The following is a 23,606-nucleotide window of genomic DNA, read 5'->3' on the forward strand; positions in this document are numbered from 1 at the left end:
CAGCTCCTTTTTCTATGGTATAATAGATAAGATAGAAAGGAGAAGTTTATGTGGCGTTTACTATCAGAAACTGGACTTAACGAGTTTAATCAAAATCATCTGAAAAAGCGTTATGCCTTGGCTCAACAGTTATTGGAACTCTTGGATATGGGCTGGTCTGAAAGCAGCCTAAAAGCTCTTCTTTCATCTAAAAATGAGTTGTTGGATTTAAGGGTGGGAACAGTTGATTTTATGACGCTGTGGCAGATAGAAAAAGAAAATCTGTCAGCCAAGGAATTGTTGGGTTTATTGGTTCGATATCTTCGTTTTCCAGCAGAATTGTCAGGAACTATCTTAGAAAATCAGACATTAGTCAATCGTTTTTCGATAAATCTAGCCCCCCATGATGTGTTCTGGTGGGACTTGGCTAATTTGGTCAATCAAGCCTTTCCAAATCAAGAGCTAGTTCAAAAAGGTTTGTTGGCTAGGCAGATTCATCAGCTTCGCTATGTTATTTCCAGTCAACAGGCCCAGTATATTCGTCACCATTTTGGTCAATCTCAAAGAACAGATGCCGAGGCTCTGGCGAGCTATCTCAAGACGACTTTTCCTTGGTGGCGACGCTTTAGTTATCGCTTGTCTTATTCAGCTCGTTTACATAATAAAATTAAGTTGAGTGATGGTAAGAAACAGTATCCATCTGGCTATCCATCGGTTAATATTAAGGTGTTGATTAACTTTCATACGGAGTTTATCCTTGATAGTCAGGGTAATTTTCTTAATGAAGTGGATACGCAAGCAATCACTGAAAATGGTGTGGTTAATGGGGCTAGTTTTAATTATGGCAGGCCAAATAAACGGCATTGGGAACTCGATGTTAATCCTGTCAGTCCACATGACCCAAACTTTCGTAGGCAAATGAAGAAAGGTTTCAAAGCCCCTAATCGTAGTCATAGGCGACAAGCAAATTACAGCCATAGTTACTTTAATCCCCAGGGATTTTATGCAGAAAATGGATGTTCTAATTATCAATTAGTGAAACAGGCGACTCGCCATTTTGCCAAGCTCTTACGTAGAAGTAATTGACTACTTAGTTAAATAATAGGTTTCTTGTGGTATTTTTGATATAATGTAAAAAAATAAAATCCAGTAGAAATGAGGATTTAGATGAAAAAGATTCTAATCGTTGATGATGAAAAACCGATTTCGGATATTATTAAGTTTAATCTAACCAAGGAAGGTTATGACACACTGACGGCCTTTGATGGTCGAGAAGCCTTAGAGATTTTTGCAGCTGAAGAACCTGACTTGATTGTGTTGGATTTGATGCTGCCAGAATTGGACGGCTTGGAAGTTGCTAAAGAAGTTAGAAAAACAAGCCATGTGCCGATTATCATGCTATCAGCTAAAGATAGTGAATTTGATAAGGTAATTGGACTGGAAATTGGTGCAGATGATTATGTCACCAAACCTTTCTCTAATCGTGAGTTACTTGCTCGTATCAAGGCTCATTTGCGTCGTACTGAAAATATTGAAACAGCGCTTAGTGAAGAACAAGGTGAACTTGGCGTTGACAAGATTACCATAGGTGAGTTAGAGATTATTCCTAATGCCTTTCTTGCACAAAAGCGTGGAGAAGACTTAGAATTGACACATCGTGAGTTTGAGTTGTTGCATCACTTAGCCAACCATATTGGTCAAGTGATGACGCGTGAGCATCTTTTAGAAACTGTTTGGGGCTATGATTATTTTGGAGATGTCAGAACCGTTGATGTGACCATTCGTCGTTTGAGAGAAAAATTGGAGGATACGCCTAGCCGTCCTGACTATATTATGACGAGACGGGGTGTGGGCTATTATATGAGAATTCATGAATGATACAAATCTTGTTATTAATAATTTAACGCAGTTTGAACTAGCCTTACTATTTTTACTGAGTTTTGTAGCCTTCTATTTTATTTGGTTGGCTATTAGGGATTATCGCCACGCTCAAAATGTTAAGAGTCTAAATATTAAAGTCAAGCAAATGATTTCTGGAGATTACAGTGATACTTTGCCTGAAATTAAGGGTGATCATGAAATGGTAGATCTCGCCAATCATCTCAATGATTTGTCTAATGTTTTGAGTTATACCCACGACAGTCTGGCTCAAGAACGTAATCGCCTAGCCAGTGTTTTGGCTTATATGACCGATGGGGTGCTAGCTACCAACCGTACTGGTCGTATTATCATGATCAATGCCACAGCAGAAAAATACCTTAATATTTCTCGTGAAAAGGCATTTGATTTGTCGATTTTAGATATTTTAGGTCGTGATAATCCTTATAGTTATCAAGATTTGATCACAAAAACACCAGAAGTGGTTTTAAATAGTCGAGATGAAAATGGCGAATTTATTACTTTACGGATTCGTTTTGCCCTCAATCGTAAGGAAAATGGTTTTGTGTCAGGCTTAATTGCGGTACTACATGATACCACCAATTTGGAAAAAGAAGAACGAGAGCGTCGCATGTTTGTTTCTAATGTTAGTCATGAGTTACGAACCCCTTTAACTTCTGTTAAATCTTACTTAGAAGCCCTAGATGATGGTGCCTTAAATGAACCTGTTGCCCCAGAATTTATCAAGGTTTCCTTAGATGAAACCAATCGGATGATGCGAATGATTTCAGATTTGCTAAACTTGTCACGAATTGATAATAAGGCCAATCAATTAAATGTGGAAATGACCAATTTCACAGCTTTTGTGACAGCTATTCTTAACCGTTTTGAGCAGATAAAAAATCAAAATAATAGTGATGGCAAACGATTTGAAATCATCAGGGATTACCCCTTAAATCCTGCTTGGTTGGAAATTGATACTGATAAGATGACACAGGTTTTGGATAATTTGCTAAATAATGCCATTAAGTATTCACCAGATGGTGGTCAGATTATTGTCACCATGGCAACCAGTGAAAATCGTCTGATGCTATCAATTACCGATCAAGGTCTGGGTATTCCCAAGAAAGATTTGCCATTGATTTTTGATCGCTTTTATCGTGTTGATAAGGCACGCAGTCGTGCTCAAGGTGGAACAGGGCTTGGTTTATCAATTGCTAAAGAAATTATCAAACAGCATAAGGGCTTTATTTGGGCTAAAAGTCAAGAAGGAAAGGGCTCTACGTTTAATATTATTCTACCTTATGAAAAAGCACAGACAAGTTTTGAGGAATGGGAGGATGTAGAATTAGACTAATGGAAGAAAAAGGATTTCGTTACAGTATCTTAGCTTCTGGCTCCAGTGGCAATTCTTTTTATTTGGAAAGTCCTCAAAAAAAAATCCTTGTAGATGCGGGTCTGTCAGGTAAGAAAATTAGTCAGTTATTGGCAGAAATCGATCGCAAACCAGAAGATTTAGATGCTATTTTTATTACACATGAGCATAGTGATCACATTCATGGTGTAGGGGTATTGGCTCGTAAATATCATTTAGATATTTATGCCAATCAAAAAACTTGGCAAATTATGGATGAAAATAATATGCTAGGTAAACTTGATGTGGCTCAAAAACACGTCTTTGAACAAGGACAGGTGATTACCTTTGGTGATTTGGACATTGAAAGTTTTGGCGTCAGCCATGATGCAGTAGCCCCACAATTTTATCGCTTTATGAAGGACAATAAATCCTTTGTCATGTTAACCGATACAGGTTATGTCAGTGATCGGATGGCAGATTTACTAACCAATGCAGATGCTTATCTGATTGAGTCTAATCATGATGTTGAAATTTTGCGTGCAGGTTCTTATCCTTGGCGAACCAAACAAAGAATCTTGTCAGACAAGGGCCATTTGTCAAATGAAGATGGGGCAGATAGTATTTTGCGTACCATGGGGCAACAGACTAAAAAGATTTATTTGGGACATTTGAGTAAGGAAAATAATATCAAGGAACTAGCTCACATGACCATGAAAACGGCACTGCTACAAGCAGATATTGCAGTTGGTCAAGATGTTAAAATCTATGACACGTCACCTGATTCAGCCAGTCCATTGACTAGAATTTAATAAAAGACTAATAAAACTAGGACTTATCCTAGTTTTTTCTGACGAATAAATCAATTAGAAGAAGTAATTTTATATGATTTTTGCTATAATGGAAATAATAGGGTATTTAGAAAGGATAAGCTATGAAAGCACTTGAACAAAAAATTGCAGATGATTTTGGTATTGTTTTTTCGGATTTAACCTTACTAGAAACAGCCTTTACTCATACTAGCTACGCCAATGAGCACCGCCTCCTAAAGATTTCACATAATGAACGTTTGGAATTTTTAGGAGACGCTGTTTTACAGTTAATGATTTCCCAGTACCTTTTCAGTAAATATCCCAAAAAACCTGAGGGGGACTTGTCCAAATTGCGTTCAATGATTGTTCGTGAAGAAAGTTTGGCAGGCTTTTCTCGTCAGCTAGGTTTTGCGGATTACATTAAACTCGGAAAAGGAGAAGAACGTTCTGGCGGACGCGATCGTGCGACGATTTTAGGGGACTTATTCGAAGCCTTTTTAGGAGCTGTGTTATTGGATAAGGGAGTGGATGCCGTTGCCCGTTTTATCAATCAAGTGATGATTCCAGAAATTGAACGTGGTAATTTTGAACAGGTTAAGGATTATAAAACCAGTTTACAAGAGTTCCTACAAGCCAAAGGAGAAGTATCCATTGATTATCAAGTAGTTTCAGAAACAGGACCAGCCCATGCCAAAACCTTTGAGGTGACAGTTTGGGTTAATGAAGAACAGATTAGTAGTGGTTCTGGGAAATCTAAAAAATTAGCTGAGCAAGCAGCCGCAAAACAGGCTCTAGCTATCTTGGGACGAGGGTGAGCATGTTTTTAAAAGCAATTGAAATGCAAGGCTTTAAGTCTTTCGCTGACAAGACCAAGATTGAATTTGACCAGGGTGTTACTGCTATTGTCGGACCAAATGGTTCGGGTAAAAGTAACATTACAGAAAGTTTGCGGTGGGCCTTAGGTGAATCGAGTGCTAAAAGTTTGCGTGGTGGCAAGATGCCCGATGTGATTTTTGCAGGAACAGAGAATCGTCATGCCTTAAATTATGCTCAAGTTGCTGTGATTTTAGATAACCAAGATGGTTTTATTGCTGATGCTGGTCAAGAAATCCGCATTGAGCGTCAGCTTTATCGCAATGGTGATAGTGACTATCTCATTGATGGTAAAAAGGTTCGTCTGCGTGATATTCATGATTTGTTTATGGATACAGGTCTTGGACGTGACTCGTTTTCTATTATTTCACAAGGACGAGTAGAAGCTATTTTTAATAGTAAGCCAGAAGAACGTCGTGCCATTTTTGAAGAAGCTGCAGGTGTTTTGAAATATAAAACACGGAAAAAAGAAACCGAGCAAAAACTTAACCAAACTCAAGATAATTTGGATCGTTTGGATGATATTATTTATGAATTAGACTTGCAAGTCAAACCATTGGGTAAGCAAGCTGAGGTCGCCAAAGCATTCTTAGGTCTGGATGAAAAGCGTAAACAAGTTCAATTAGATTTATTGGTTGCTGATGTTTCTACTTACAAGCAGGATTTAACTCATACCCAAAGTGAGTTAGAAAAGGTTCAAAATCAGTTAGCCGTTTATTATCAAGAAAGAGAAGAACTAGAGGCTGATTATTCGACAAAGAAAGACAAGCGTCAGTCCCTTTCAAGAAAGCAAGACCAGCTTCAAGATAATTTGGTAGAATTGACACGTCTGACTTCACATTTAGAAGGTCAACTTGATTTGGCTCAATTAGAACAGAGTCAGCAAACCATACAAAAAGAACAACTTCAAGAACAAACAGACAAATTAACGAAACAACAAGGTCAGCTACAAGAACAGATTGATGACAAACAAGCCTTGATTACCAAATTAAAACAAAACTTAACAATTAAGCAAGCTGAATTGCATAAACTAGTTAACCAACAGGAACAATATGCGATAAGTCCAGATCAATTGATAGAAAATCTGCGGGAAGAGTTTGTTGGTTTACTAGAGAAAGAAGCAGACCTATCTAATGATTTAACAGCATTACAAGCTGAAAGGGCTAGTCAAACTCAAATTTCTCAACAAAAATCAGCTGAATTAGATAAATTAAGTCAAGAATTAAAGGAAGTAGAAATTGCGAAAACTAATGCTCAAACTAAGTTAACGAAACAAGAGCACCATTTAACAGAGCTTCGTAATCGTTATCAAGTCTTAACTCAAGAGTTGAATCAAAAAAAAGCATGTTATGAAAAAGAGCAGACTAGCTTTTTTGCTCTCTTAGACCAACTTAAAGCTAAGGAAGCACGTCAATCAAGTTTGGTGAGTATCTTAAAAAATCATAGTAATTTTTATGCAGGAGTTAAGTATGTCTTGCAGCAGGCAGATCGTTTAGGTGGAATTATTGGAGCAGTTAGTGAGCATGTTAGTTTTGAGTTAACTTATCAAACTGCCATAGAAGTTGCCTTGGGGGCTAGTAGCCAGCATATTATTGTGGCTGATGAACAAGCTGCAAAACGCTCTATTGAAGCCTTGAAAACAAGTCGTCAAGGACGAGCTACCTTTTTGCCTTTAACAACGATTAAGGGGAGAAAACCTGCTCCACAACATGAACAAACCTTACGTCAAAGCCCAGGATTTTTAGGTTTTGCTAATGATTTAGTGACCTATGAGTCCAATCTAGCCAATATTTTTGCAAATCTTTTAGGGGCAACTGCTATTTTTGAAACGATTGATCAAGCCAATCAAGCAGCCAGACTTACCCATTATCAAGTGCGTTTAGTAACATTGGATGGCACAGAGTTAAGACCTGGCGGTTCTTTTGCTGGGGGGGCGCAGCGTCAAAATAATATGACCTTTATCAAACCAGAATTAGAACAATTAGCTCAAAAAATCAAGCAGCAAAAAGAAGAACTCGTTCTTAAAGAAGAACAATTGAAACAAGCTAAGGAGAACTTGTCAACCTTAACTGAAGAACTTCAACTGATTAAAGAAGAGGGAGAACAAGCACGTTTGGGGCATCAAAAAGCTCAATTGGAGTTAGAGCAGTTCATTAAACGTCATCAAGAACTGACTCAAATTGTGGGTGATGTCGATGCCATTACGAATCAAGATTATCTAGTATCTTTAGGAGAAAGAGAATCATTATTAAAAACTGATTTATCAGAACTAGCTGAGAGCAAACAAGCCCTTTCTCGACAATTAGAACAGATTAAAGAAAATCGAAATCATGTGCAAAAACAATTAGATGATCTGACTGAACAAGTGGCAGCAGCAAGACTGGCTGAACGTGATTTGCTCAATACCTTGAGATTTGAACAAGAAGATTATAAACGATTGTTAGCTGATTTGGAGCAAGTGACCACTGAATTATTGAAACTTCAAGGACAACTTAGTGGTAAAACACAAAAACTCAATCCAGAGAAACTAGAGCAGTTAAGAACAGATTTAGATCAGGCTTGTCATCGAAAAGAAGAAACAGAACAAGCAATTATTCGCTTAAAGTTAAATTTAGAAGATTGTGAAGCTAGTTTAGAAGAAGTGGCCCTACAATTAACCAAGATCAATCAACAACATGAAGGGCTAATTCGCCAACAGACGCAATTGGAATTAACCATTGAACATTACTCTGATAAGTTACGTCAACTAGCCAAGAGTTTGGCAGAAGATTATCAAATCAGTTTTGAAGAAGCTCAAAAAATTAGTCATCCTCTCGATAATGTGGTTGAGGCAAGGCAGATATTGGCTGATTTGATACGACAAATCAAACAGTTAGGCCCAATCAATCTAGAAGCCATTCAACAATTTGAAGAGATTTCTCAACGACTGGCTTTTCTTTCAGAACAAAAAGCTGATTTAATGGGAGCTAAAACCCTATTAACTGATACGATTAAGGAAATGAATGACGAAGTGAAAGAGCGATTCAGAGAGACATTTGAGGCTATTCGCTATAGTTTTCACCAAACCTTTAAGCAGATGTTTGGTGGTGGTCGTAGTGATTTATTACTGACGGAAGACGATTTGCTGACGACTGGTATTGATATTTCGGTTCAACCACCTGGAAAAAAAATCCAATCACTTAACTTAATGAGCGGTGGAGAAAAAGCGTTGACAGCCTTGGCCTTGCTTTTTGCGATTATTCGAGTCAAAACCATTCCTTTTGTTATCCTAGATGAAGTGGAAGCAGCCTTGGATGAGGCTAACGTTAAACGTTTTGGTGACTACCTTAACCGTTTTGATAAATCAAGCCAGTTTATTGTTGTCACTCATCGTAAAGGCACCATGGCTGCCGCAGATAGTATTTATGGGGTTACCATGCAGGAATCGGGTGTTTCCAAGTTAGTTTCTGTCAAACTAACTGAAGCAGAAACGATGATGAGCAAGTAGAAAGGAAGAGAAGATGACAGACATTAAATTATTAGCTTTGGATTTAGATGGCACTCTTTTGACCAGTAAAAAAGAAGTCACTCAAGCTAATCACGAATCCCTAAAGGCAGCAAGAGAGTTGGGGGTCAAGGTGGTTATCACGACAGGGCGTCCCTTAAAGGCCATCGAACATCTCTTGACTGAACTTGATTTATTGGGGGAAAATGAGTATAGTATTACCTTTAATGGTGGTTTGGTTCAAAGCAATACAGGGAAAATTTTAGCAAAGAGTGGCTTAACAAGAAATGATTTACCCGTTATCTATCAAGCCTTGATGGACTTAGATTTACCAATGGATATTTTAAGTGGTGGCACTGTCTATAGTTTATCTAGTGCCACACGTCAGACACTTTATCCTACGGCAAATCCAATGTTGGAATTTATTTCAATTGAAAGCCTTACTGATCTACCAGAAGATGTTGTCATCAATAAAGTCGTGTCTGTTTGTGAGCAAAGTGTCTTGGATCAGCAGATTAAGCACTTGCCAGCAGATTTGTCAGAACGATTTGAACTCTTTAAATCACGCGATATTGTTTTTGAAATCATGCCAAAAGGCATCCATAAAGCAGTCGGTTTGGAACATTTAACCAAACATTTAGGTTTAAGTTCCGCTCAAGTGATGGCTATGGGGGATGAAGAAAATGATTTGACCATGCTAACCTGGGCAGGCCTAGGAATTGCCATGGCCAATGCCAGTCAAATGATTAAGGTTAAAGCCAATCATGTCACAACCAAGACTAATGAAGAATCAGGGGTGGCTGAAGCTGTTGAAACCTATATTTTGAAAGGAAAATAATAATGGGATTATTTGATCGATTATTTGGTAGCAGTCATCAAGAAGACGTGCCAAACATGGACGAAACTATCCAAGAGGAGAGTGTTGTAGCAGAAACACCAGTGGAAACAGAAGATGTCATGGCCAAGTTGGCTCGTCTGCGTCAAGAATTTGCAGAAAAAGAGCAAGAACAAACTCAAGGCGACACCGATAGTCTAGTAACAGAAGTAAGCACATTATCTGAGCAGGAAAATTCATCTCAAGAAGCAATAGAGATGGTTGAAGATGAACTAAGCTCAAGAAGGGCTACGAATAATCAGGCAGCACTTGATGTAGTAGAAGATGTTCAATCTAGTGAAGAAGAATCGTCATCGTCATTGACAATGACCGAACCTGAAACAGAAAGTCAAAAGTATGAGCGAACTCTAGCTAAGACTAGGACTGGTTTTGGAGCAAAATTAAATAGTTTTTTTGCCCAATTTCGTCAGGTAGATGAGGAATTTTTTGAGGAACTAGAAGAACTCTTAATTCTTTCAGATGTTGGGGTAAAAGTAGCGACTAATCTAGTAGAAGAACTACGCTTTGAAGCTAAATTGGAAAAGGCCAAGAAACCAGAAGCTTTACGACGTGTCATTATTGAAAAGTTGGTTGATATCTATGAAAAAAATGGGCAATTTAAGGAAAAAATCAACTTGCAAGAAGGCTTAACCGTCATGATGTTTGTTGGGGTGAATGGGGTCGGAAAGACGACCTCGATAGGTAAATTAGCCTATAAATACCAACAAGAAGGTAAAAAAGTCATGTTGGTGGCAGCCGATACCTTCCGTGCAGGTGCAGTTGCCCAACTAGTAGAATGGGGCAAACGTGTTAATGTTCCAGTGGTGACAGGAAAAGAAAAATCAGATCCAGCTAGTGTGGTTTATGATGGTATGGAACAAGCCATTGACCAAGACGTTGATATTTTATTGATTGATACTGCAGGACGCTTACAAAACAAGGATAATCTGATGGCAGAATTGGAAAAAATGGGACGAATTATTAAACGTGTTCTTCCAGATGCCCCACATGAAACCCTTTTAGCACTGGATGCGTCAACAGGTCAAAACGCTCTGAGTCAAGCCAAGGAATTTTCAAAAATGACACCTTTGACTGGTTTGATTTTAACCAAGTTAGATGGAACAGCCCGAGGGGGTGTGGTCTTGGCTATTCGCGAAGAATTAGACATTCCAGTTAAATTTATTGGTTTTGGCGAAAAAATTGATGACATTGGTCAATTTAATTCAGAAGAATTTGTGAGAGGTCTGCTTGCAGGCTTAGTATAAATAAAACTCCTTGAATGATTCAAGGAGTTTTATTGTTTAGAGAAGAAAAGAGCCTTTGTTGGCTCTTTTTAATTTTAATCTAATCCAATCAAATAATCTTCATCTTTCATAGCTTCCACCGTTCCTAGCAAGTAGCCATTGCCGACTTGACTAAAGAAATCATGGTTACTGGTTCCTGTTGAGATACCATTCATAACAATCGGATTGACATCATTAGCTGTGTCTGGAAAGAGAGGTTCTTGTCCCAGATTCATGAGAGCTTTATTGGCATTGTAACGCAAGAACGTTTTAACTTCTTCAGTCCAGCCAACAGCATCGTAAAGGTACTCGGTATAATTTGCCTCATTTTCATAAAGGGTATAAAGCAAGTCATACATCCAATTTTTCAGATTTTCTTGTTCTGATTCGCTTAATTCATTGAAACCAAGTTGGAATTTATAACCGATGTAAGTTCCGTGAACAGATTCATCACGGATAATTAGCTTGATAATCTCAGCCACATTGGGTAATTTATTATTTCCGAGATAATATAAGGGGGTGAAAAATCCTGAGTAGAAAAGGAAGGTTTCTAGGAAAACACTGGCAACTTTTTTCTCCAAAGGACTGCCATTTTTGTAAATCTCATTGACAATCTCAGCCTTTTTCTGTAAGAAGGGATTTTCAGCTACCCAAGCAAAGATCTCTTCAATTTCTGACTTGGTGTTAAGGGTTGAGAAGATAGACGAGTAGGACTTGGCATGGACAGACTCCATAAATTCGATGTTATTAAGCACAGCCTCTTCATGTGGGGTTCTGACATCTTTTTTTAGGGCAGACATACCACTTTCAGATTGAACCGTATCAAGAAGGGTCAAGCCACCAAAAACTTTTCCAACTAAATCTTTTTCAACCGCCGACAGTTTACGCCAATCATCCAGGTCATTTGATAAAGGAATTCGTGTATCCAACCAAAATTGCTCGGTTAATTTTTCCCAAGTTGATTTATCAACCGAATCTTCAATCTCATTCCAGTTAATTGCATTATAATAGCTCATGACAAACTCCTTTTTAAATGACACAACTTTCACATTGGTTCGATCCGACTTCTTCGCCATCGTCTGTGAAGGTTCTAATATAGTAAATCGATTTAATTCCCTTATTAAACGCGTAATGACGGAGAATAGAAAGATCACGAGTGGTCTGTTTGGTTTCTGTTTTCCATTCATAAAGGTCAAGTGGAATTTCGCTCCGCATAAAGAGTGTCATCGAAAGACCTTGGTCCACATGCTCTGTAGCAGCAGCATAGACATCAATCACTTTACGCATGTCCATATCGTAAGCAGACGTGTAATAAGGAATGGTATCGGTTGAAAGCCCGCTAGCAGGATAGTAGATTTTACCAATTTTCTTTTCTTGACGTTCTTCAATACGTTGCGTAATCGGATGAATAGACGCAGAACAATCATTGATATAGCTGATTGAGCCATTAGGAGCCACAGCTAAACGATTTTGATGATAGAGACCGTCAGCCATAATCGCTTTTTTCAGTGCCTGCCAATCTTCAGCCTGTGGGATAAAGTGACCAGAAAAGAGTTCTTTAACTTGGTCAGATTTTGGCACAAATTGACCAGTGATATATTTATCAAAATAACTACCGTCAGCGTAAGCCGATTGCTCAAAATTATTGAAAGTAAGGCCACGTTCCTTGGCAATGGCATTAGACTCAACTAAGGTCCAATAATTCAATAACATGAAATAAATATGGGTAAATTCAATTGATTCTGGGCTACCATATTCCATGTGGTGTTGGGCAAAATAACTATGTAGCCCCATTGCACCTAAACCAATGGTATGGGCTTGTTCATTACCATGTTTAATAGTTGGCACGGCTTCGATACTTGATGCGTCAGTAACAAAGGTCAAGGCGCGAGTCATGGTACGTACTGAGCGACCAAAATCAGAAGATGTCATTAGATTTAAGACATTGGTTGAACCAAGGTTACATGAAATATCAGTTCCCATTTTGACAAATTCTTGGGAATCGTTAATCTGGCTAGGTGTTTGCACCTGCAAAATCTCTGAGCAGAGATTACTCATAATGATTTTACCGTCAATAGCACTGGTCTTGTTGGCAGTATCAATATTGATGATATAAGGATAGCCAGATTCTTGTTGTAGTTTAGAAATCTCAGTTTCCAAATCACGCGCCTTGATTTTCGTCTTGTTAATCTTAGGATTGGCAACTAATTCATCATACTTTTCTGTGATGTCAATGTAGCTATATGGCACCCCATATTCACGTTCAATAGAATAAGGACTAAATAGATACATTTCTTCATTTTTACGAGCTAATTCGTAAAATTTATCTGGGACAGTAATGCCCAAAGATAATGTTTTAACACGAATTTTTTCGTCAGCATTTTCCTTTTTGGTTGAAAGGAAATTAAGAATGTCTGGATGAAAGACATCGAGATAGACAACACCAGCCCCTTGACGTTGCCCCAGTTGATTAGAGTAAGAAAAACTATCTTCAAACAATTTCATGACTGGAACGACACCACTAGCTGCACCAGCAAATCCTTTGATTGGCGCACCAGCTTCACGAAGATTGCTAAGAGAAATTCCAACCCCACCACCAATACGAGAAAGTTGTAGAGCTGAATTGATTGAACGTCCAATTGAGTTCATGTCATCCGTGACTTGAATCAAGAAACAAGACACCAATTCACCACGGCGACTACGGCCAGCATTCAAAAAACTTGGTGTTGCCGGTTGATAACGTTGATGAATCATTTCCATTGCCAAGTCACGAGCTAACTCTTCTTGTCCATCAGCAAAATAAAGGGCATTGAAAAGCACACGGTCTTCAATGCTTTCTAAATAATAATCACCATCATTTGTTTTTAAAGCATACTGTTGATAAAACTTATAGGCTGCCATAAAGGACTGGAAGCGGAAGTTTTGTTCTTTCAATTCTTGAGCGAGCTTTTCAATAAACTCAGGCTGATATTTTTTGATAAAGCCTTCTTCAAGGTAATCATGTGCTAAAAGATAAGTAATTTTCTCAGTCATGCTTGCAAAAGTCATGGTATTTGGTAGAACATTTTCCTTGAAAAATGCCTTCAAGGCTTCCTTATCTTTGTGGAGGGGGATTTGTCCATTGATTGGACGATTGATTTCATTATTTAATCGAAAATAAGAAACATCAGTAAGGTTTTTAAGACTCATGGGATAATATTCCTTTTACATAATCGACATCTTGCTCGGTACCATTAAATTCAAATTCGTATAAAAGCGGTAGTTGATAGGTTTGAGCATAGCGTCGGGCAGTTTTACAAAAATTGGGACCGAAATTACGATTACCAGAACCAATAACTCCTTTGCAATGAAGATGATTGTCAGCTAAAAACTCATCAACCACTTCAACATCTCCCTGGTCATAACTAGGAACTAAAAGAATAAAGGGAGTATCAACAGTAGGAAGAGGAGTGGTTACACTTAATTCAAGAGCAACTTGCTCCAAGCCTAGCTTTTTGACGAAACGTTGGCACTGGCCTGTCAGTGAATAAAAGACTAACTGCATCATAGTAGAGTTTTTAATTTTTCAGGTTGGAAACCAGAAAAAACAACATCTCCAGATTCGATTACAGGAGCAGCAGTAAAACCTAGACTTTTGACATAGTCAACTTTCTCAGGATGTTCTTCAATATTGATTTCTTCAAAATCAGCTCCAGCTTCTTCAAGAAAACGTTTGGTCATTTTACATTGCATGCAATTGTTTTTAGAGAAAACAGTAATTTTAGCCATGTTATTGATTCCTTTCTGTTAGGTGTGATAGCACTTTAATATCATACCTAAAAAAAAAATAAAAATCAACTAGGAAAACTAATGTTTTGGCTTATCTTGTGGTTGGATAGATAAACAGGCACAAGATATAGTGTTTTATCGTTGCTATGCTTATTGCTAGCAAAGATTGTGATTTTTGAAAAAGCACCTTGTAAAAGAATGGAAAATATTTCATTTTAAGGTGATAATTTGCTTTTTCTACTTGATAAAAAAATAGCAATGTGCTATAATTTTTTTGTAAGGGTTATCATAGATAATCTGAAATTTTAGTAATAATTAAAGGAGAACCATTATGGCTTCAAAAGATTTCCACATTGTGGCAGAAACAGGTATTCACGCTCGTCCAGCAACTTTGCTTGTTCAAGCAGCTAGCAAATTTGCTTCAGATATTACACTTGATTACAAAGGTAAAGCAGTAAACCTTAAATCAATCATGGGTGTTATGAGTCTTGGTGTTGGTCAAGGTGCAGATGTAACAATTTCAGCTGAAGGTGCAGATGCTGATGAAGCTCTTGTTGCTATCGAAGAAACAATGACAAAAGAAGGTTTGGTATAATCAAAATGACAAATATGCTAAAAGGAATTGCTGCCTCTGATGGTGTTGCTGTTGCTAAGGCATATTTACTGGTTCAACCGGATTTATCATTTGAAACAGTAACTGTTTCAGATACAAGTGCAGAGGAGGCTCGTTTAGATGCAGCTCTTGAAGCTTCACAAAACGAGCTTTCTCTTATCCGTGAAAAAGCAGTAGATAGCCTAGGAGAAGAAGCGGCAGCAGTTTTCGATGCTCACCTGATGGTTCTTGCTGACCCAGAAATGATTGGTCAGATTAAAGAAACGATTCGTGCTAAGCAAGTTAATGCAGAAGCAGGTCTAAAAGAAGTGACGGACATGTTCATCATGATTTTTGAAGGTATGGAAGACAACCCATACATGCAAGAACGTGCTGCAGATATTCGTGATGTGGCAAAACGTGTTCTTTCACATCTTCTTGGTGTTAAATTACCAAATCCAGCAACAATTGCTGAAGAATCGATTGTTATCGCTCATGACTTGACGCCATCAGATACAGCTCAGCTTGATAAGAAATTTGTTAAAGCCTTTGTAACCAATATTGGTGGACGTACAAGTCACTCTGCGATCATGGCTCGTACACTTGAAATTGCAGCGGTACTAGGAACTAACAATATTACTGAACTCGTTAAAGATGGTGATGTTTTGGCGGTTAATGGTATCACTGGTGAAGTGGTTATCAATCCAAGTGAACAAGAAATCGCTGACTTTAGAGCTGCTGGTGAAGCCTATGCTAAACAAAAAGCAGAGTGGGCTCTTTTGAAAGACGCTCAAACGGTTACTGCTGATGGTAAGCACTTCGAGTTGGCAGCAAATATCGGTACACCAAAAGACGTTGAAGGTGTCAATGATAATGGTGCAGAAGCTGTTGGTCTTTACCGTACAGAATTCTTATACATGGATTCTCAAGATTTCCCATCAGAAGATGAGCAATATGAGGCTTATAAGGCTGTACTTGAAGGCATGAATGGTAAACCTGTCGTTGTTCGTACCATGGATATTGGTGGTGATAAGGAATTACCTTACTTCGACCTGCCAAAAGAAATGAACCCATTCCTTGGTTTCCGTGCCCTTCGTATCTCTATTTCTGAAACGGGCGATGCTATGTTCCGTACGCAAATTCGTGCCCTTCTTCGTGCCTCAGTTCACGGTCAACTACGCATCATGTTCCCAATGGTTGCTTTACTGAAAGAATTCCGTGCGGCTAAGGCAGTATTTGATGAAGAAAAAGCTAACTTGCTAGCAGAAGGTGTGGCAGTTGCTGATGATATTCAAGTTGGTATCATGATTGAGATTCCAGCAGCAGCAATGCTAGCTGATCAATTCGCTAAAGAAGTTGATTTCTTCTCAATCGGAACAAACGACTTGATTCAATACACTATGGCTGCTGACCGTATGAATGAACAAGTATCTTATCTATACCAACCTTACAACCCATCAATTCTTCGTTTGATTGACAATGTCATCAAGGCAGCTCACGCTGAAGGTAAATGGGCAGGTATGTGTGGTGAGATGGCAGGTGATCAACAAGCTGTTCCACTTCTTGTTGGTATGGGATTAGATGAATTCTCTATGAGTGCAACTTCTGTTCTTCGTACACGTAGCTTGATGAAGAAACTTGATACAAGCAAAATGCAAGAATATGCTCGTCGTGCTTTGACTGAATGTTCAACAGCAGAAGAAGTACTTGCTTTGGAAAAAGAATATGTCAATTTTGACTAGTCTTAAATTTATAAAAGTTTAGTTCTCAATTTAGAACTAAACTTTTTTACATTAAATAGGAAACATAATTTTATTTTTTGAAAACAAATCAAAAAAGTTTTATAATGATAGTAGTATGACTAAAAGGAGACAATGATGTCAAAACAATATAAAAATTATGTCAATGGCGAGTGGAAACTTTCTGAAAATGAAATTGAGATTTTTGCTCCAGCAACCAATGAATCTCTAGGTACAGTTCCTGCCATGAGCCAGACAGAAGTAGATCAAGCCATGGCAGCAGCTCGTGAAGCACTACCAGCTTGGCGTAGTTTATCTTATGTTGAACGAGCAGCCTACCTTCATAAAGTAGCAGATATTTTGGTTCGTGATCAAGAAAAGATTGGTGCAATCTTATCTAAAGAAGTCGCTAAAGGCTACAAGGCAGCTATCAGTGAGGTAGTACGTACGGCTGATATTATTCGTTATGCCGCAGAAGAAGGTGTTCGTCTATCTGGCGAAGTCTTGGAAGGCGGTAGTTTTGAAGCAGCAAGTAAGAAAAAAATTGCTATGGTTCGTCGTGAACCGGTTGGTCTTGTCTTAGCCATCTCACCGTTTAATTATCCTGTTAATTTGGCTGGTTCCAAAATTGCACCGGCTTTGATTGCTGGAAATGTGGTAATGTTCAAACCACCAACACAAGGCTCTATTTCAGGTCTTCTTCTAGCTGAAGCATTTGTTGAAGCTGGTTTACCAGCAGGTGTATTTAACACCATCACAGGTCGTGGGTCAGAAATAGGTGATTATATTGTTGAACACCCAGCAGTTAATTTTATTAACTTTACAGGATCTACCCCAGTTGGTGAGCGAATTGGTCGTTTGGCAGGTATGCGTCCAATCATGCTTGAATTAGGTGGTAAAGACTCTGCCATTGTTTTAGAAGATGCCGACTTGGAATTAGCAGCTAAGCACATTGTTTCAGGTGCTTTTGGTTATTCTGGTCAACGTTGTACAGCAGTTAAACGTGTTATGGTTATAGACAGTGTGGCTGACCAGTTAGCTTCTCTAATTAAAACAGAAGTGGAACAATTAAGTGTGGGGATGCCGGAAGAAGATGCAGACATCACACCATTGATTGATACGGCTTCTGCTGACTTTATTCAAGGTTTAGTTGAAGGTGCAGCCAATAAAGGAGCTAAGGCTCTCACTGAATTTAAACGTGAAGGTAATTTGATTACGCCAGTTTTGTTTGATAACGTTACAAGAGAAATGCGTTTGGCTTGGGAAGAGCCTTTTGGGCCAGTATTACCAATCATTCGTGTATCAACTGTTGAAGAGGCTATTGCTTTATCAAATGAGTCAGAATATGGGTTACAAGCTTCTGTCTTTACTCAAAACTACCCTCAAGCCTTTGCGATTGCTGAACAACTTGAGGTTGGTACAGTTCATATTAACAATAAAACACAACGTGGAACAGATAATTTTCCATTCCTTGGGGCGAAAAAATCTGGTGCAGGTGTACAAGGAATCAAGTATTCCATTGAAGCAATGACTCAAGTCAAATCAGTCGTTTTTGATATTCAATAAACTAATGTTTATCATAAGGAAGGAGTTTGACGAATAAAAGAATAAAGAGGATATTTAGAAGGAAAAGTAGATGAAAAAATATTTGGATATGGCTCTTGTGAGTTCTTTAGGTTTATTAGCTGGTTTGCTAATATGGAACGCTGTTTTTACTTGGACGGTTAATTATTCCATTAACCAAGCCGTTAACACGGAAAAAGCTGAAGCGAGTAAAAGTTTACCCATTCAACTTGTTGAACAAAATAAGGACAAAATCAATCCAGTTTATTATCTCAGTCCAACAAAAAAAGGAACCTCTGTTTATCAAACTCTCTTGCTTGATCAGAAGACTTTACCAAACGACAAAAAAAATCCTAAGCTAACTTTGGTTTACCCAGTCGCTAAAGAGACTCAATTAAAAAATGTTAAAGAGTTAACTATTAAACAGGTGAGCTATGATATAGGTGCTTTTGGTGTTAAAAATCGTCAAGAACAAAACTTGGAAACTTATCAAATAAATAGTGAACATGAGATGTTCCAAATTGGTCAACTGTTTACAGATAGTAATAAAGGACTAGAGCGCTTAAATGAAGAATTAGCGACTTTATATCCAGAAAAAGACATGCAGATTTCGGAAACAGACGAATTTTCTTATCAGCAAGGGCAATTGATTTTGACAAATGATACTAAAATTCCTTTGAAAAATCTCTATGATGTCATCAATAGCAATTACCTAAATGAAAAAGATTTAGCAGCTTATCAACAATATCAAAAAGAAAATAGAGTATTTACTGAAAAAATTGTTGCTTTAACCTTTGATGATGGACCAAATGCTGAATTGACAGCTAAAACTTTAGATCTTTTAGAAAAATACAAGGCTAAGGCGACCTTTTTCCTTGTCGGTAAAAATATAGCTGGAAATGAACAGCTTCTCAAACGAATGAAAAAATTAGGCAATGAGATTGGTAATCACAGTTGGGATCATAGCAATCTTAGCCAAATGACCTTTGAGCAAATCAAGGCTTCTGTAGATGAAACCAGTAATGCCGTAAAAGATATTGTCGGAGAGGGCACTAAACTCGTCCGCCCGCCTTATGGGGCTGATAATGATCTGGTTAAGGCAGCCTTGAAACTTCCACCAGTGATGTGGACAATCGATACTTACGATTGGCAAAATCGCAATCCGAGCATGATTTTAGAAAATGTAAAAAATGGCTTAGCACCAGGTAGTGTAATTTTGATGCATGACATTCACCAAACGACCATTGAAGCATTGCCTGCCGTTTTAGATTATTTAACAGAGCAAGGTTATAAATTTGTCACAATTAGTGAGCTATACGGTTATTAAAAAACAATCATGACTTCATGTCATGATTGTTTTTTATTTAATGTGTAATTCTTGATTTTTTAGAATCACTTCTTGAACCCTTGTAAATTTCTTCAGTTTTTTCAAGTCTTCTGGATGACTAATTAAGGTAATGACCATCCCTTTTTTCCCCATGCGTCCTGTTCGACCTGAGCGATGAGTGTAATCTTCTTTTTGTCTAGGAACGTCATAGTTAATCACTAATTCTAATGCGTCAATATCAATTCCTCGACTAACCAAGTCAGTCGCAAAGAGTAGAGAAATCTCATGATTTTTGAATTTTTCAAGAATGGTCTTACGGAATTTGACGTTGATGTCACTTGCAAGTGATACCACACTAGCTCTAGAGAATTGCAAACGTTCTTCAGCTGCTCCTAAATCTGCTAGACTATTGAAAAAAACTAAACCACGAAGATTCGGGATGTTGGAAAATTTTCGGAGAATGTCTAGACGTTGTCGTTTCTCTATGCTTAGGTAATAATGCTCAATCGTATTAAGTTTTTGTTGAGATAAATCTAAGGTAAGTGTGTTTTCAACCAACTTACTTTCTTCAATAGCTTGTGTGGCACTAACATAAACTAATTGGTGTGTTTTCGGAACATGATGCGTAATTTTTTGAACAAAATGTTCTTGGGAATCGCCTAATAATTGGTCAAACTCATCTAAGATAATAGTATCCACTGACATCATTTTAATCTTTTTCAATTTAATCAACTCAAAAATGCGACCAGGGGTACCAATAAGAATTTCTGGTCCTTTTTTTAATCGTTCAATCTGCCGTTTCTGACTAGAGCCTGAAATAAAGAGTTGAGTTGTTAAGTTGAGGTGTTCCGCCCAAGTTTTAGTTACGTCAAAAATCTGTCCAGCTAGTTCTGTATTAGGAGCCAAAATCAACAATTGTTGGCTTTTTTTAGGCTGTAATTTAAGTAAACTAGGCAATAAATAAGCCAAGGTTTTGCCAGTACCAGTCGGGCTAACTAACAACAAATTTTGTCCTTCTTGGATAGGGGAAAAAGCTTGTTCTTGGACAGGAGTAAGTTGAGTGAAACCGAGTGAATGGATTTGCTTTTGCCAACTAGGTGGGAAAGTATCAATCATGTAAAAATCCTTATTTTTCTATTTTGTTTCTTTTATTATATCATGATTTTTGATAAAATAGAGAGAAAGATTTTAGTGTAGAGATGGAGAAGACATGAAAAAAAAGACAATTATCATTGGTGTGACAGGTGGTTCAGGTGGTGGTAAAACCAGTGTTTCTAATGCGATTTTAGAGAATTTTCCAGATGCTAAAGTGGCTATGATTCAGCATGATTCTTATTATAAAGATCAAAGTCATTTAACCTTTGAAGAAAGAATTAAAACGAATTACGATCATCCTTTAGCTTTTGATACGGATTTGTTAATTGATCATTTAGCAGCTTTATCTCAGGGAGAATCAGTAGATATTCCAATTTATGATTATACCAAGCATACTCGGAGTGAAGAAACCTATTGTCAAGAACCTAGAGATGTCTTGATTGTTGAAGGGATTCTAGTACTTGAAGATAAGCGTCTGCGTGATTTGATGGATATTAAATTATTTGTTGATACCGATGATGACATTCGTATTATTCGCCGTATCAAGCGAGACATGCAAGAACGTGGAAGAAGTCTAGATAGTATTATTGAGCAATATACTGGTGTGGTTAAACCAATGTATCATCAATTTATTGAGCCAACCAAACGCTACGCAGATATTGTCATTCCAGAAGGGGTGTCAAATGTGGTAGCTATTGATGTGATCAATACGAAAATTGCAAGTATTCTTGCAGAATAAAAAGGGAGAGAACATGGAAAATCAAGTTAAAAAAGAAAATTACGATCTGCTTTTAGCTCAAGCTAACCTATTATTTGATACAGAAAATAATGTCCTTGCTAATTTATCAAATGCGTCTGCCATGTTAATGCAAACTTTACCTAACTCTGTTTTTACTGGTTTTTATCTTTACGATGGCAAAGAATTGATTTTAGGACCTTTCCAAGGCAAAGTGTCTTGTACTCGTATTGCGCTGGGCAAGGGAGTTTGTGGTGAGTCTGCTGAAAAAAGAGAAACGCTCATTGTAGATAACGTGAAAGAGCATGAAAATTATATCGCTTGTGATTCAGCGGCTATGAGTGAGATTGTTTTACCTATGGTCAAAGATGGTCAGTTATTAGGTGTTTTAGATTTAGATTCTCACGAAATTGCAGATTATGATCAAGTAGATCAAGAATATTTGGCAAAATTTATCGACATTCTCTTGGCTAAAACGGAGTGGAATTTTGCAATGTTTGGAGAAAAAGCTTAATGTATCAAGCCCTTTATCGCAAATATCGTAGCCAAACCTTTGCTGAAATGGTGGGGCAAGAAGTTGTATCAACAGCCTTAAAGCAAGCTGTTGCTACTGGAAAAATCAGCCATGCCTATCTATTTTCTGGCCCAAGAGGAACAGGTAAAACTAGTGCTGCGAAGATTTTTGCCAAGGCGATGAACTGTCCAAATCAGATTGAGGGAGAGCCATGTAATCAATGTGATATTTGCCGAGATATTACAAAAGGGAATTTGGAAGATGTTATTGAAATTGACGCTGCTTCAAACAATGGTGTCGATGAAATTCGTGACATTCGAGATAAATCAACCTATGCTCCTAGTCGAGCTAGTTACAAGGTTTATATCATTGATGAAGTCCACATGCTGTCAACAGGTGCTTTCAATGCACTTTTGAAAACCTTGGAAGAGCCGACTGAACAAGTGGTGTTTATTTTAGCAACAACTGAATTGCATAAGATTCCTGCGACGATTTTATCGCGTGTTCAACGTTTTGAATTTAAGTCAATCAAAAGTCAGGACATCAGCCAGCATTTGGCTATGATTTTGGCTAAGGAAAACCTTGAGTATGACCCCTTGGCACTTGAAATGATTGCTAAAAGAGCAGAAGGTGGTATGAGGGATGCCTTGTCTATTTTGGATCAAGCCTTGAGTTTGAGTGATAGTCAGGGCTTGACCTTACCTGTTGCAGAGGAGATAACAGGAAGTATTTCTCTTTTGGCACTTGATGAATATGTAGCTAGTTTAGCTCAAAACGATAGCTTGACAGCCCTATCAAGACTAGAAGACATTTTTAATCAAGGAAAGAGCATGACTAGACTAACAACGGATTTATTAGCCTATCTTAGAGATTTGCTCTTGATTAAACAAGGTCAGGATTTGGGTGTTGTTAGTGAGTTATTTCAAACTAATTTACAATTAGCTAACGAACGGTTGTTTGCCATGATTGAACAAGTAACTGACAGTTTGCAGCAGATAAAAACCAGTTCTCATCCCAAAATTTATGCTGAAATGATGACCATTCGTTTGGCTCAAGAACTGCCTAGTGTAGAAAAAAAAGAAGTCTTCTCAAAACTTCAAGAAGAAGTCACACAATTACGTCGAGAACTAGCTCAGTTGAAAGTTGACATTGCTAAAGGACAAGTGAAAACTAGTACACCTTCGCCACAAAAACTGCCTTTATCAACTTTCAAGGTTGATAAGACTAAAATCATAACGATTATGACTGAAACGGTAGAAAATAGTCAGCAATCGCGTCAATATTTGGAAGCGTTGAAGGGAGCTTGGCAGGAAATATTAGAGAGTCTATCGGCTCAAGAACGTGCCCTGTTACTAGGTTCTGAACCTGTTTTAGCCAATGCAGACCATGCGATTTTAGCATTTGACGCTGCATTCAATGCTGAACAGGTGATGAAAAGAAGTGACTTAAATTTGATGTTTGGTAATATTATGAGTCAGGCGGCAGGCTTTTCTCCCCAAATTTTAGCGGTTCCTCGAGCAGATTTTAATCAAATTCGACAGGAATTTGCTCAGAAACACCGACAAGAAAAAATGAACGACCAATCAGAATCAGTTGACGAAACACCTACGGTTCCAGATGAATTTGCCTTTCTAAAGGATAAGATTACCCTGACTGATGATTAGATAGAAGATTCGCTTTAATAAAATGAAAGAAATAGTGTATGACACTATTTCTTTTTAATTTGTCATAAAAA

20 protein-coding genes are annotated in these 23,606 nt (G+C 37.9%); 15 read left to right on the plus strand and 5 right to left on the minus strand.

The genetic code is table 11. The annotated features are described in order from the left end of the window. Positions 1-48 precede the first annotated feature (48 nt). The 8 genes from FRX51_RS01555 to ftsY all read left to right on the plus strand — a co-directional run bounded on the left by FRX51_RS01555 (position 49) and on the right by ftsY (position 10,519). On the plus strand, positions 49-1,065 hold the full coding sequence (locus tag FRX51_RS01555; RefSeq protein WP_146495238.1) for a DUF3114 domain-containing protein: 1,017 nt from the start codon (positions 49-51) through the stop codon (positions 1,063-1,065). An 81-nt stretch (positions 1,066-1,146) separates the two neighbouring features. Then, on the plus strand, positions 1,147-1,857 hold the full coding sequence (gene yycF / locus FRX51_RS01560) for a response regulator YycF (RefSeq protein ID WP_146460315.1): 711 nt from the start codon (positions 1,147-1,149) through the stop codon (positions 1,855-1,857). Continuing rightward, a complete protein-coding gene (gene vicK / locus FRX51_RS01565; RefSeq protein WP_146495240.1) occupies positions 1,850-3,214 on the plus strand; it encodes a cell wall metabolism sensor histidine kinase VicK in 1,365 nt (454 codons plus the stop codon). The genes yycF and vicK overlap by 8 nt, the downstream gene beginning before the upstream one ends. Further along, positions 3,214-4,023 carry an MBL fold metallo-hydrolase gene (locus FRX51_RS01570; RefSeq protein WP_146495242.1) on the plus strand — a complete coding sequence of 270 codons (810 nt, stop codon included), beginning with the start codon at positions 3,214-3,216 and terminating at the stop codon, positions 4,021-4,023. The genes vicK and FRX51_RS01570 overlap by 1 nt, the downstream gene beginning before the upstream one ends. A gap of 122 nt (positions 4,024-4,145) precedes the next feature. Next, positions 4,146-4,838: a ribonuclease III gene (gene rnc / locus FRX51_RS01575; protein ID WP_146495244.1), complete on the plus strand. Its 693-nt coding sequence runs from the start codon at positions 4,146-4,148 to the stop codon at positions 4,836-4,838. 2 nt (positions 4,839-4,840) lie between these two features. Next, entirely contained in the window at positions 4,841-8,383 is a 3,543-nt protein-coding gene (gene smc, locus FRX51_RS01580) for a chromosome segregation protein SMC (RefSeq protein WP_146495246.1), read from the plus strand. Positions 8,384-8,396: 13 nt separating this feature from the next. Further along, a complete protein-coding gene (locus tag FRX51_RS01585; RefSeq protein WP_146495248.1) occupies positions 8,397-9,218 on the plus strand; it encodes a Cof-type HAD-IIB family hydrolase in 822 nt (273 codons plus the stop codon). Positions 9,219-9,220: 2 nt separating this feature from the next. After that, the gene (gene ftsY, locus FRX51_RS01590; protein WP_146495250.1) at positions 9,221-10,519 is read left to right on the plus strand and encodes a signal recognition particle-docking protein FtsY; all 1,299 of its coding nucleotides are present in this window, start codon (positions 9,221-9,223) and stop codon (positions 10,517-10,519) included. 74 nt (positions 10,520-10,593) lie between these two features. Here the strand turns inward: ftsY and nrdF are convergent, their stop codons facing one another. The 4 genes from nrdF to nrdH are packed head-to-tail and all read right to left on the minus strand — an operon-like array spanning position 10,594 to position 14,305. After that, entirely contained in the window at positions 10,594-11,553 is a 960-nt protein-coding gene (gene nrdF / locus FRX51_RS01595) for a class 1b ribonucleoside-diphosphate reductase subunit beta (RefSeq protein ID WP_146495252.1), read from the minus strand. 13 nt (positions 11,554-11,566) lie between these two features. Continuing rightward, a complete protein-coding gene (gene nrdE, locus FRX51_RS01600; RefSeq protein WP_146495255.1) occupies positions 11,567-13,726 on the minus strand; it encodes a class 1b ribonucleoside-diphosphate reductase subunit alpha in 2,160 nt (719 codons plus the stop codon). After that, positions 13,716-14,081, minus strand: coding sequence for a class Ib ribonucleoside-diphosphate reductase assembly flavoprotein NrdI (gene nrdI, locus FRX51_RS01605; RefSeq protein WP_146495257.1), 366 nt, complete (start codon positions 14,079-14,081; stop codon positions 13,716-13,718). Before nrdI ends, nrdE begins: the two co-directional genes overlap by 11 nt. Next, on the minus strand, positions 14,081-14,305 hold the full coding sequence (gene nrdH, locus FRX51_RS01610) for a glutaredoxin-like protein NrdH (RefSeq protein WP_146495259.1): 225 nt from the start codon (positions 14,303-14,305) through the stop codon (positions 14,081-14,083). Before nrdH ends, nrdI begins: the two co-directional genes overlap by 1 nt. Before the next feature lie 331 nt (positions 14,306-14,636). Here nrdH and FRX51_RS01615 point away from each other — a divergent pair, with 331 nt between their 5' ends. From FRX51_RS01615 to FRX51_RS01630, 4 genes are all read left to right on the plus strand, one after another. Continuing rightward, complete coding sequence (locus tag FRX51_RS01615) at positions 14,637-14,900, plus strand: phosphocarrier protein HPr (protein ID WP_146460337.1); 264 nt, start codon at positions 14,637-14,639, stop codon at positions 14,898-14,900. Between the two features lie 5 nt (positions 14,901-14,905). After that, the gene (gene ptsP, locus FRX51_RS01620; RefSeq protein ID WP_146495261.1) at positions 14,906-16,639 is read left to right on the plus strand and encodes a phosphoenolpyruvate--protein phosphotransferase; all 1,734 of its coding nucleotides are present in this window, start codon (positions 14,906-14,908) and stop codon (positions 16,637-16,639) included. 135 nt (positions 16,640-16,774) lie between these two features. Then, positions 16,775-18,202, plus strand: coding sequence for an NADP-dependent glyceraldehyde-3-phosphate dehydrogenase (locus FRX51_RS01625; protein WP_146495263.1), 1,428 nt, complete (start codon positions 16,775-16,777; stop codon positions 18,200-18,202). A gap of 70 nt (positions 18,203-18,272) precedes the next feature. After that, positions 18,273-19,526, plus strand: coding sequence for a polysaccharide deacetylase family protein (locus FRX51_RS01630; RefSeq protein WP_146495265.1), 1,254 nt, complete (start codon positions 18,273-18,275; stop codon positions 19,524-19,526). Positions 19,527-19,559: 33 nt separating this feature from the next. Here FRX51_RS01630 and FRX51_RS01635 read toward each other — a convergent pair whose 3' ends face one another. After that, a complete protein-coding gene (locus FRX51_RS01635; RefSeq protein ID WP_146495267.1) occupies positions 19,560-20,642 on the minus strand; it encodes a DEAD/DEAH box helicase in 1,083 nt (360 codons plus the stop codon). Between the two features lie 94 nt (positions 20,643-20,736). Between FRX51_RS01635 and udk the strand changes: the two genes are divergently transcribed. The 3 genes from udk to dnaX are packed head-to-tail and all read left to right on the plus strand — an operon-like array spanning position 20,737 to position 23,535. Continuing rightward, entirely contained in the window at positions 20,737-21,360 is a 624-nt protein-coding gene (gene udk, locus FRX51_RS01640; RefSeq protein ID WP_146495269.1) for a uridine kinase, read from the plus strand. Between the two features lie 13 nt (positions 21,361-21,373). Then, a complete protein-coding gene (locus FRX51_RS01645) occupies positions 21,374-21,871 on the plus strand; it encodes a GAF domain-containing protein (protein WP_146495271.1) in 498 nt (165 codons plus the stop codon). Then, positions 21,871-23,535 (plus strand): DNA polymerase III subunit gamma/tau, encoded by a 1,665-nt coding sequence (dnaX, locus tag FRX51_RS01650; RefSeq protein ID WP_146495273.1) that lies wholly within the window; start codon positions 21,871-21,873, stop codon positions 23,533-23,535. The genes FRX51_RS01645 and dnaX overlap by 1 nt, the downstream gene beginning before the upstream one ends. Positions 23,536-23,606 lie beyond the last annotated feature (71 nt).

Origin of the sequence: Streptococcus sp. sy010 (genome assembly GCF_007859175.1) — a bacterium.
Lineage (GTDB): Bacteria > Bacillota > Bacilli > Lactobacillales > Streptococcaceae > Streptococcus.

Coding starts and splice junctions, on each gene's coding strand:
- FRX51_RS01555 (WP_146495238.1), top strand. CDS start 49: ATGTGGCGTTTACTATCAGAAACTGGACTTAACGAGTTTAATCAAAAT.
- yycF (WP_146460315.1), top strand. CDS start 1,147: ATGAAAAAGATTCTAATCGTTGATGATGAAAAACCGATTTCGGATATT.
- vicK (WP_146495240.1), top strand. CDS start 1,850: ATGAATGATACAAATCTTGTTATTAATAATTTAACGCAGTTTGAACTA.
- FRX51_RS01570 (WP_146495242.1), top strand. CDS start 3,214: ATGGAAGAAAAAGGATTTCGTTACAGTATCTTAGCTTCTGGCTCCAGT.
- rnc (WP_146495244.1), top strand. CDS start 4,146: ATGAAAGCACTTGAACAAAAAATTGCAGATGATTTTGGTATTGTTTTT.
- smc (WP_146495246.1), top strand. CDS start 4,841: ATGTTTTTAAAAGCAATTGAAATGCAAGGCTTTAAGTCTTTCGCTGAC.
- FRX51_RS01585 (WP_146495248.1), top strand. CDS start 8,397: ATGACAGACATTAAATTATTAGCTTTGGATTTAGATGGCACTCTTTTG.
- ftsY (WP_146495250.1), top strand. CDS start 9,221: ATGGGATTATTTGATCGATTATTTGGTAGCAGTCATCAAGAAGACGTG.
- nrdF (WP_146495252.1), bottom strand. CDS start 11,553: ATGAGCTATTATAATGCAATTAACTGGAATGAGATTGAAGATTCGGTT.
- nrdE (WP_146495255.1), bottom strand. CDS start 13,726: ATGAGTCTTAAAAACCTTACTGATGTTTCTTATTTTCGATTAAATAAT.
- nrdI (WP_146495257.1), bottom strand. CDS start 14,081: ATGCAGTTAGTCTTTTATTCACTGACAGGCCAGTGCCAACGTTTCGTC.
- nrdH (WP_146495259.1), bottom strand. CDS start 14,305: ATGGCTAAAATTACTGTTTTCTCTAAAAACAATTGCATGCAATGTAAA.
- FRX51_RS01615 (WP_146460337.1), top strand. CDS start 14,637: ATGGCTTCAAAAGATTTCCACATTGTGGCAGAAACAGGTATTCACGCT.
- ptsP (WP_146495261.1), top strand. CDS start 14,906: ATGACAAATATGCTAAAAGGAATTGCTGCCTCTGATGGTGTTGCTGTT.
- FRX51_RS01625 (WP_146495263.1), top strand. CDS start 16,775: ATGTCAAAACAATATAAAAATTATGTCAATGGCGAGTGGAAACTTTCT.
- FRX51_RS01630 (WP_146495265.1), top strand. CDS start 18,273: ATGAAAAAATATTTGGATATGGCTCTTGTGAGTTCTTTAGGTTTATTA.
- FRX51_RS01635 (WP_146495267.1), bottom strand. CDS start 20,642: ATGATTGATACTTTCCCACCTAGTTGGCAAAAGCAAATCCATTCACTC.
- udk (WP_146495269.1), top strand. CDS start 20,737: ATGAAAAAAAAGACAATTATCATTGGTGTGACAGGTGGTTCAGGTGGT.
- FRX51_RS01645 (WP_146495271.1), top strand. CDS start 21,374: ATGGAAAATCAAGTTAAAAAAGAAAATTACGATCTGCTTTTAGCTCAA.
- dnaX (WP_146495273.1), top strand. CDS start 21,871: ATGTATCAAGCCCTTTATCGCAAATATCGTAGCCAAACCTTTGCTGAA.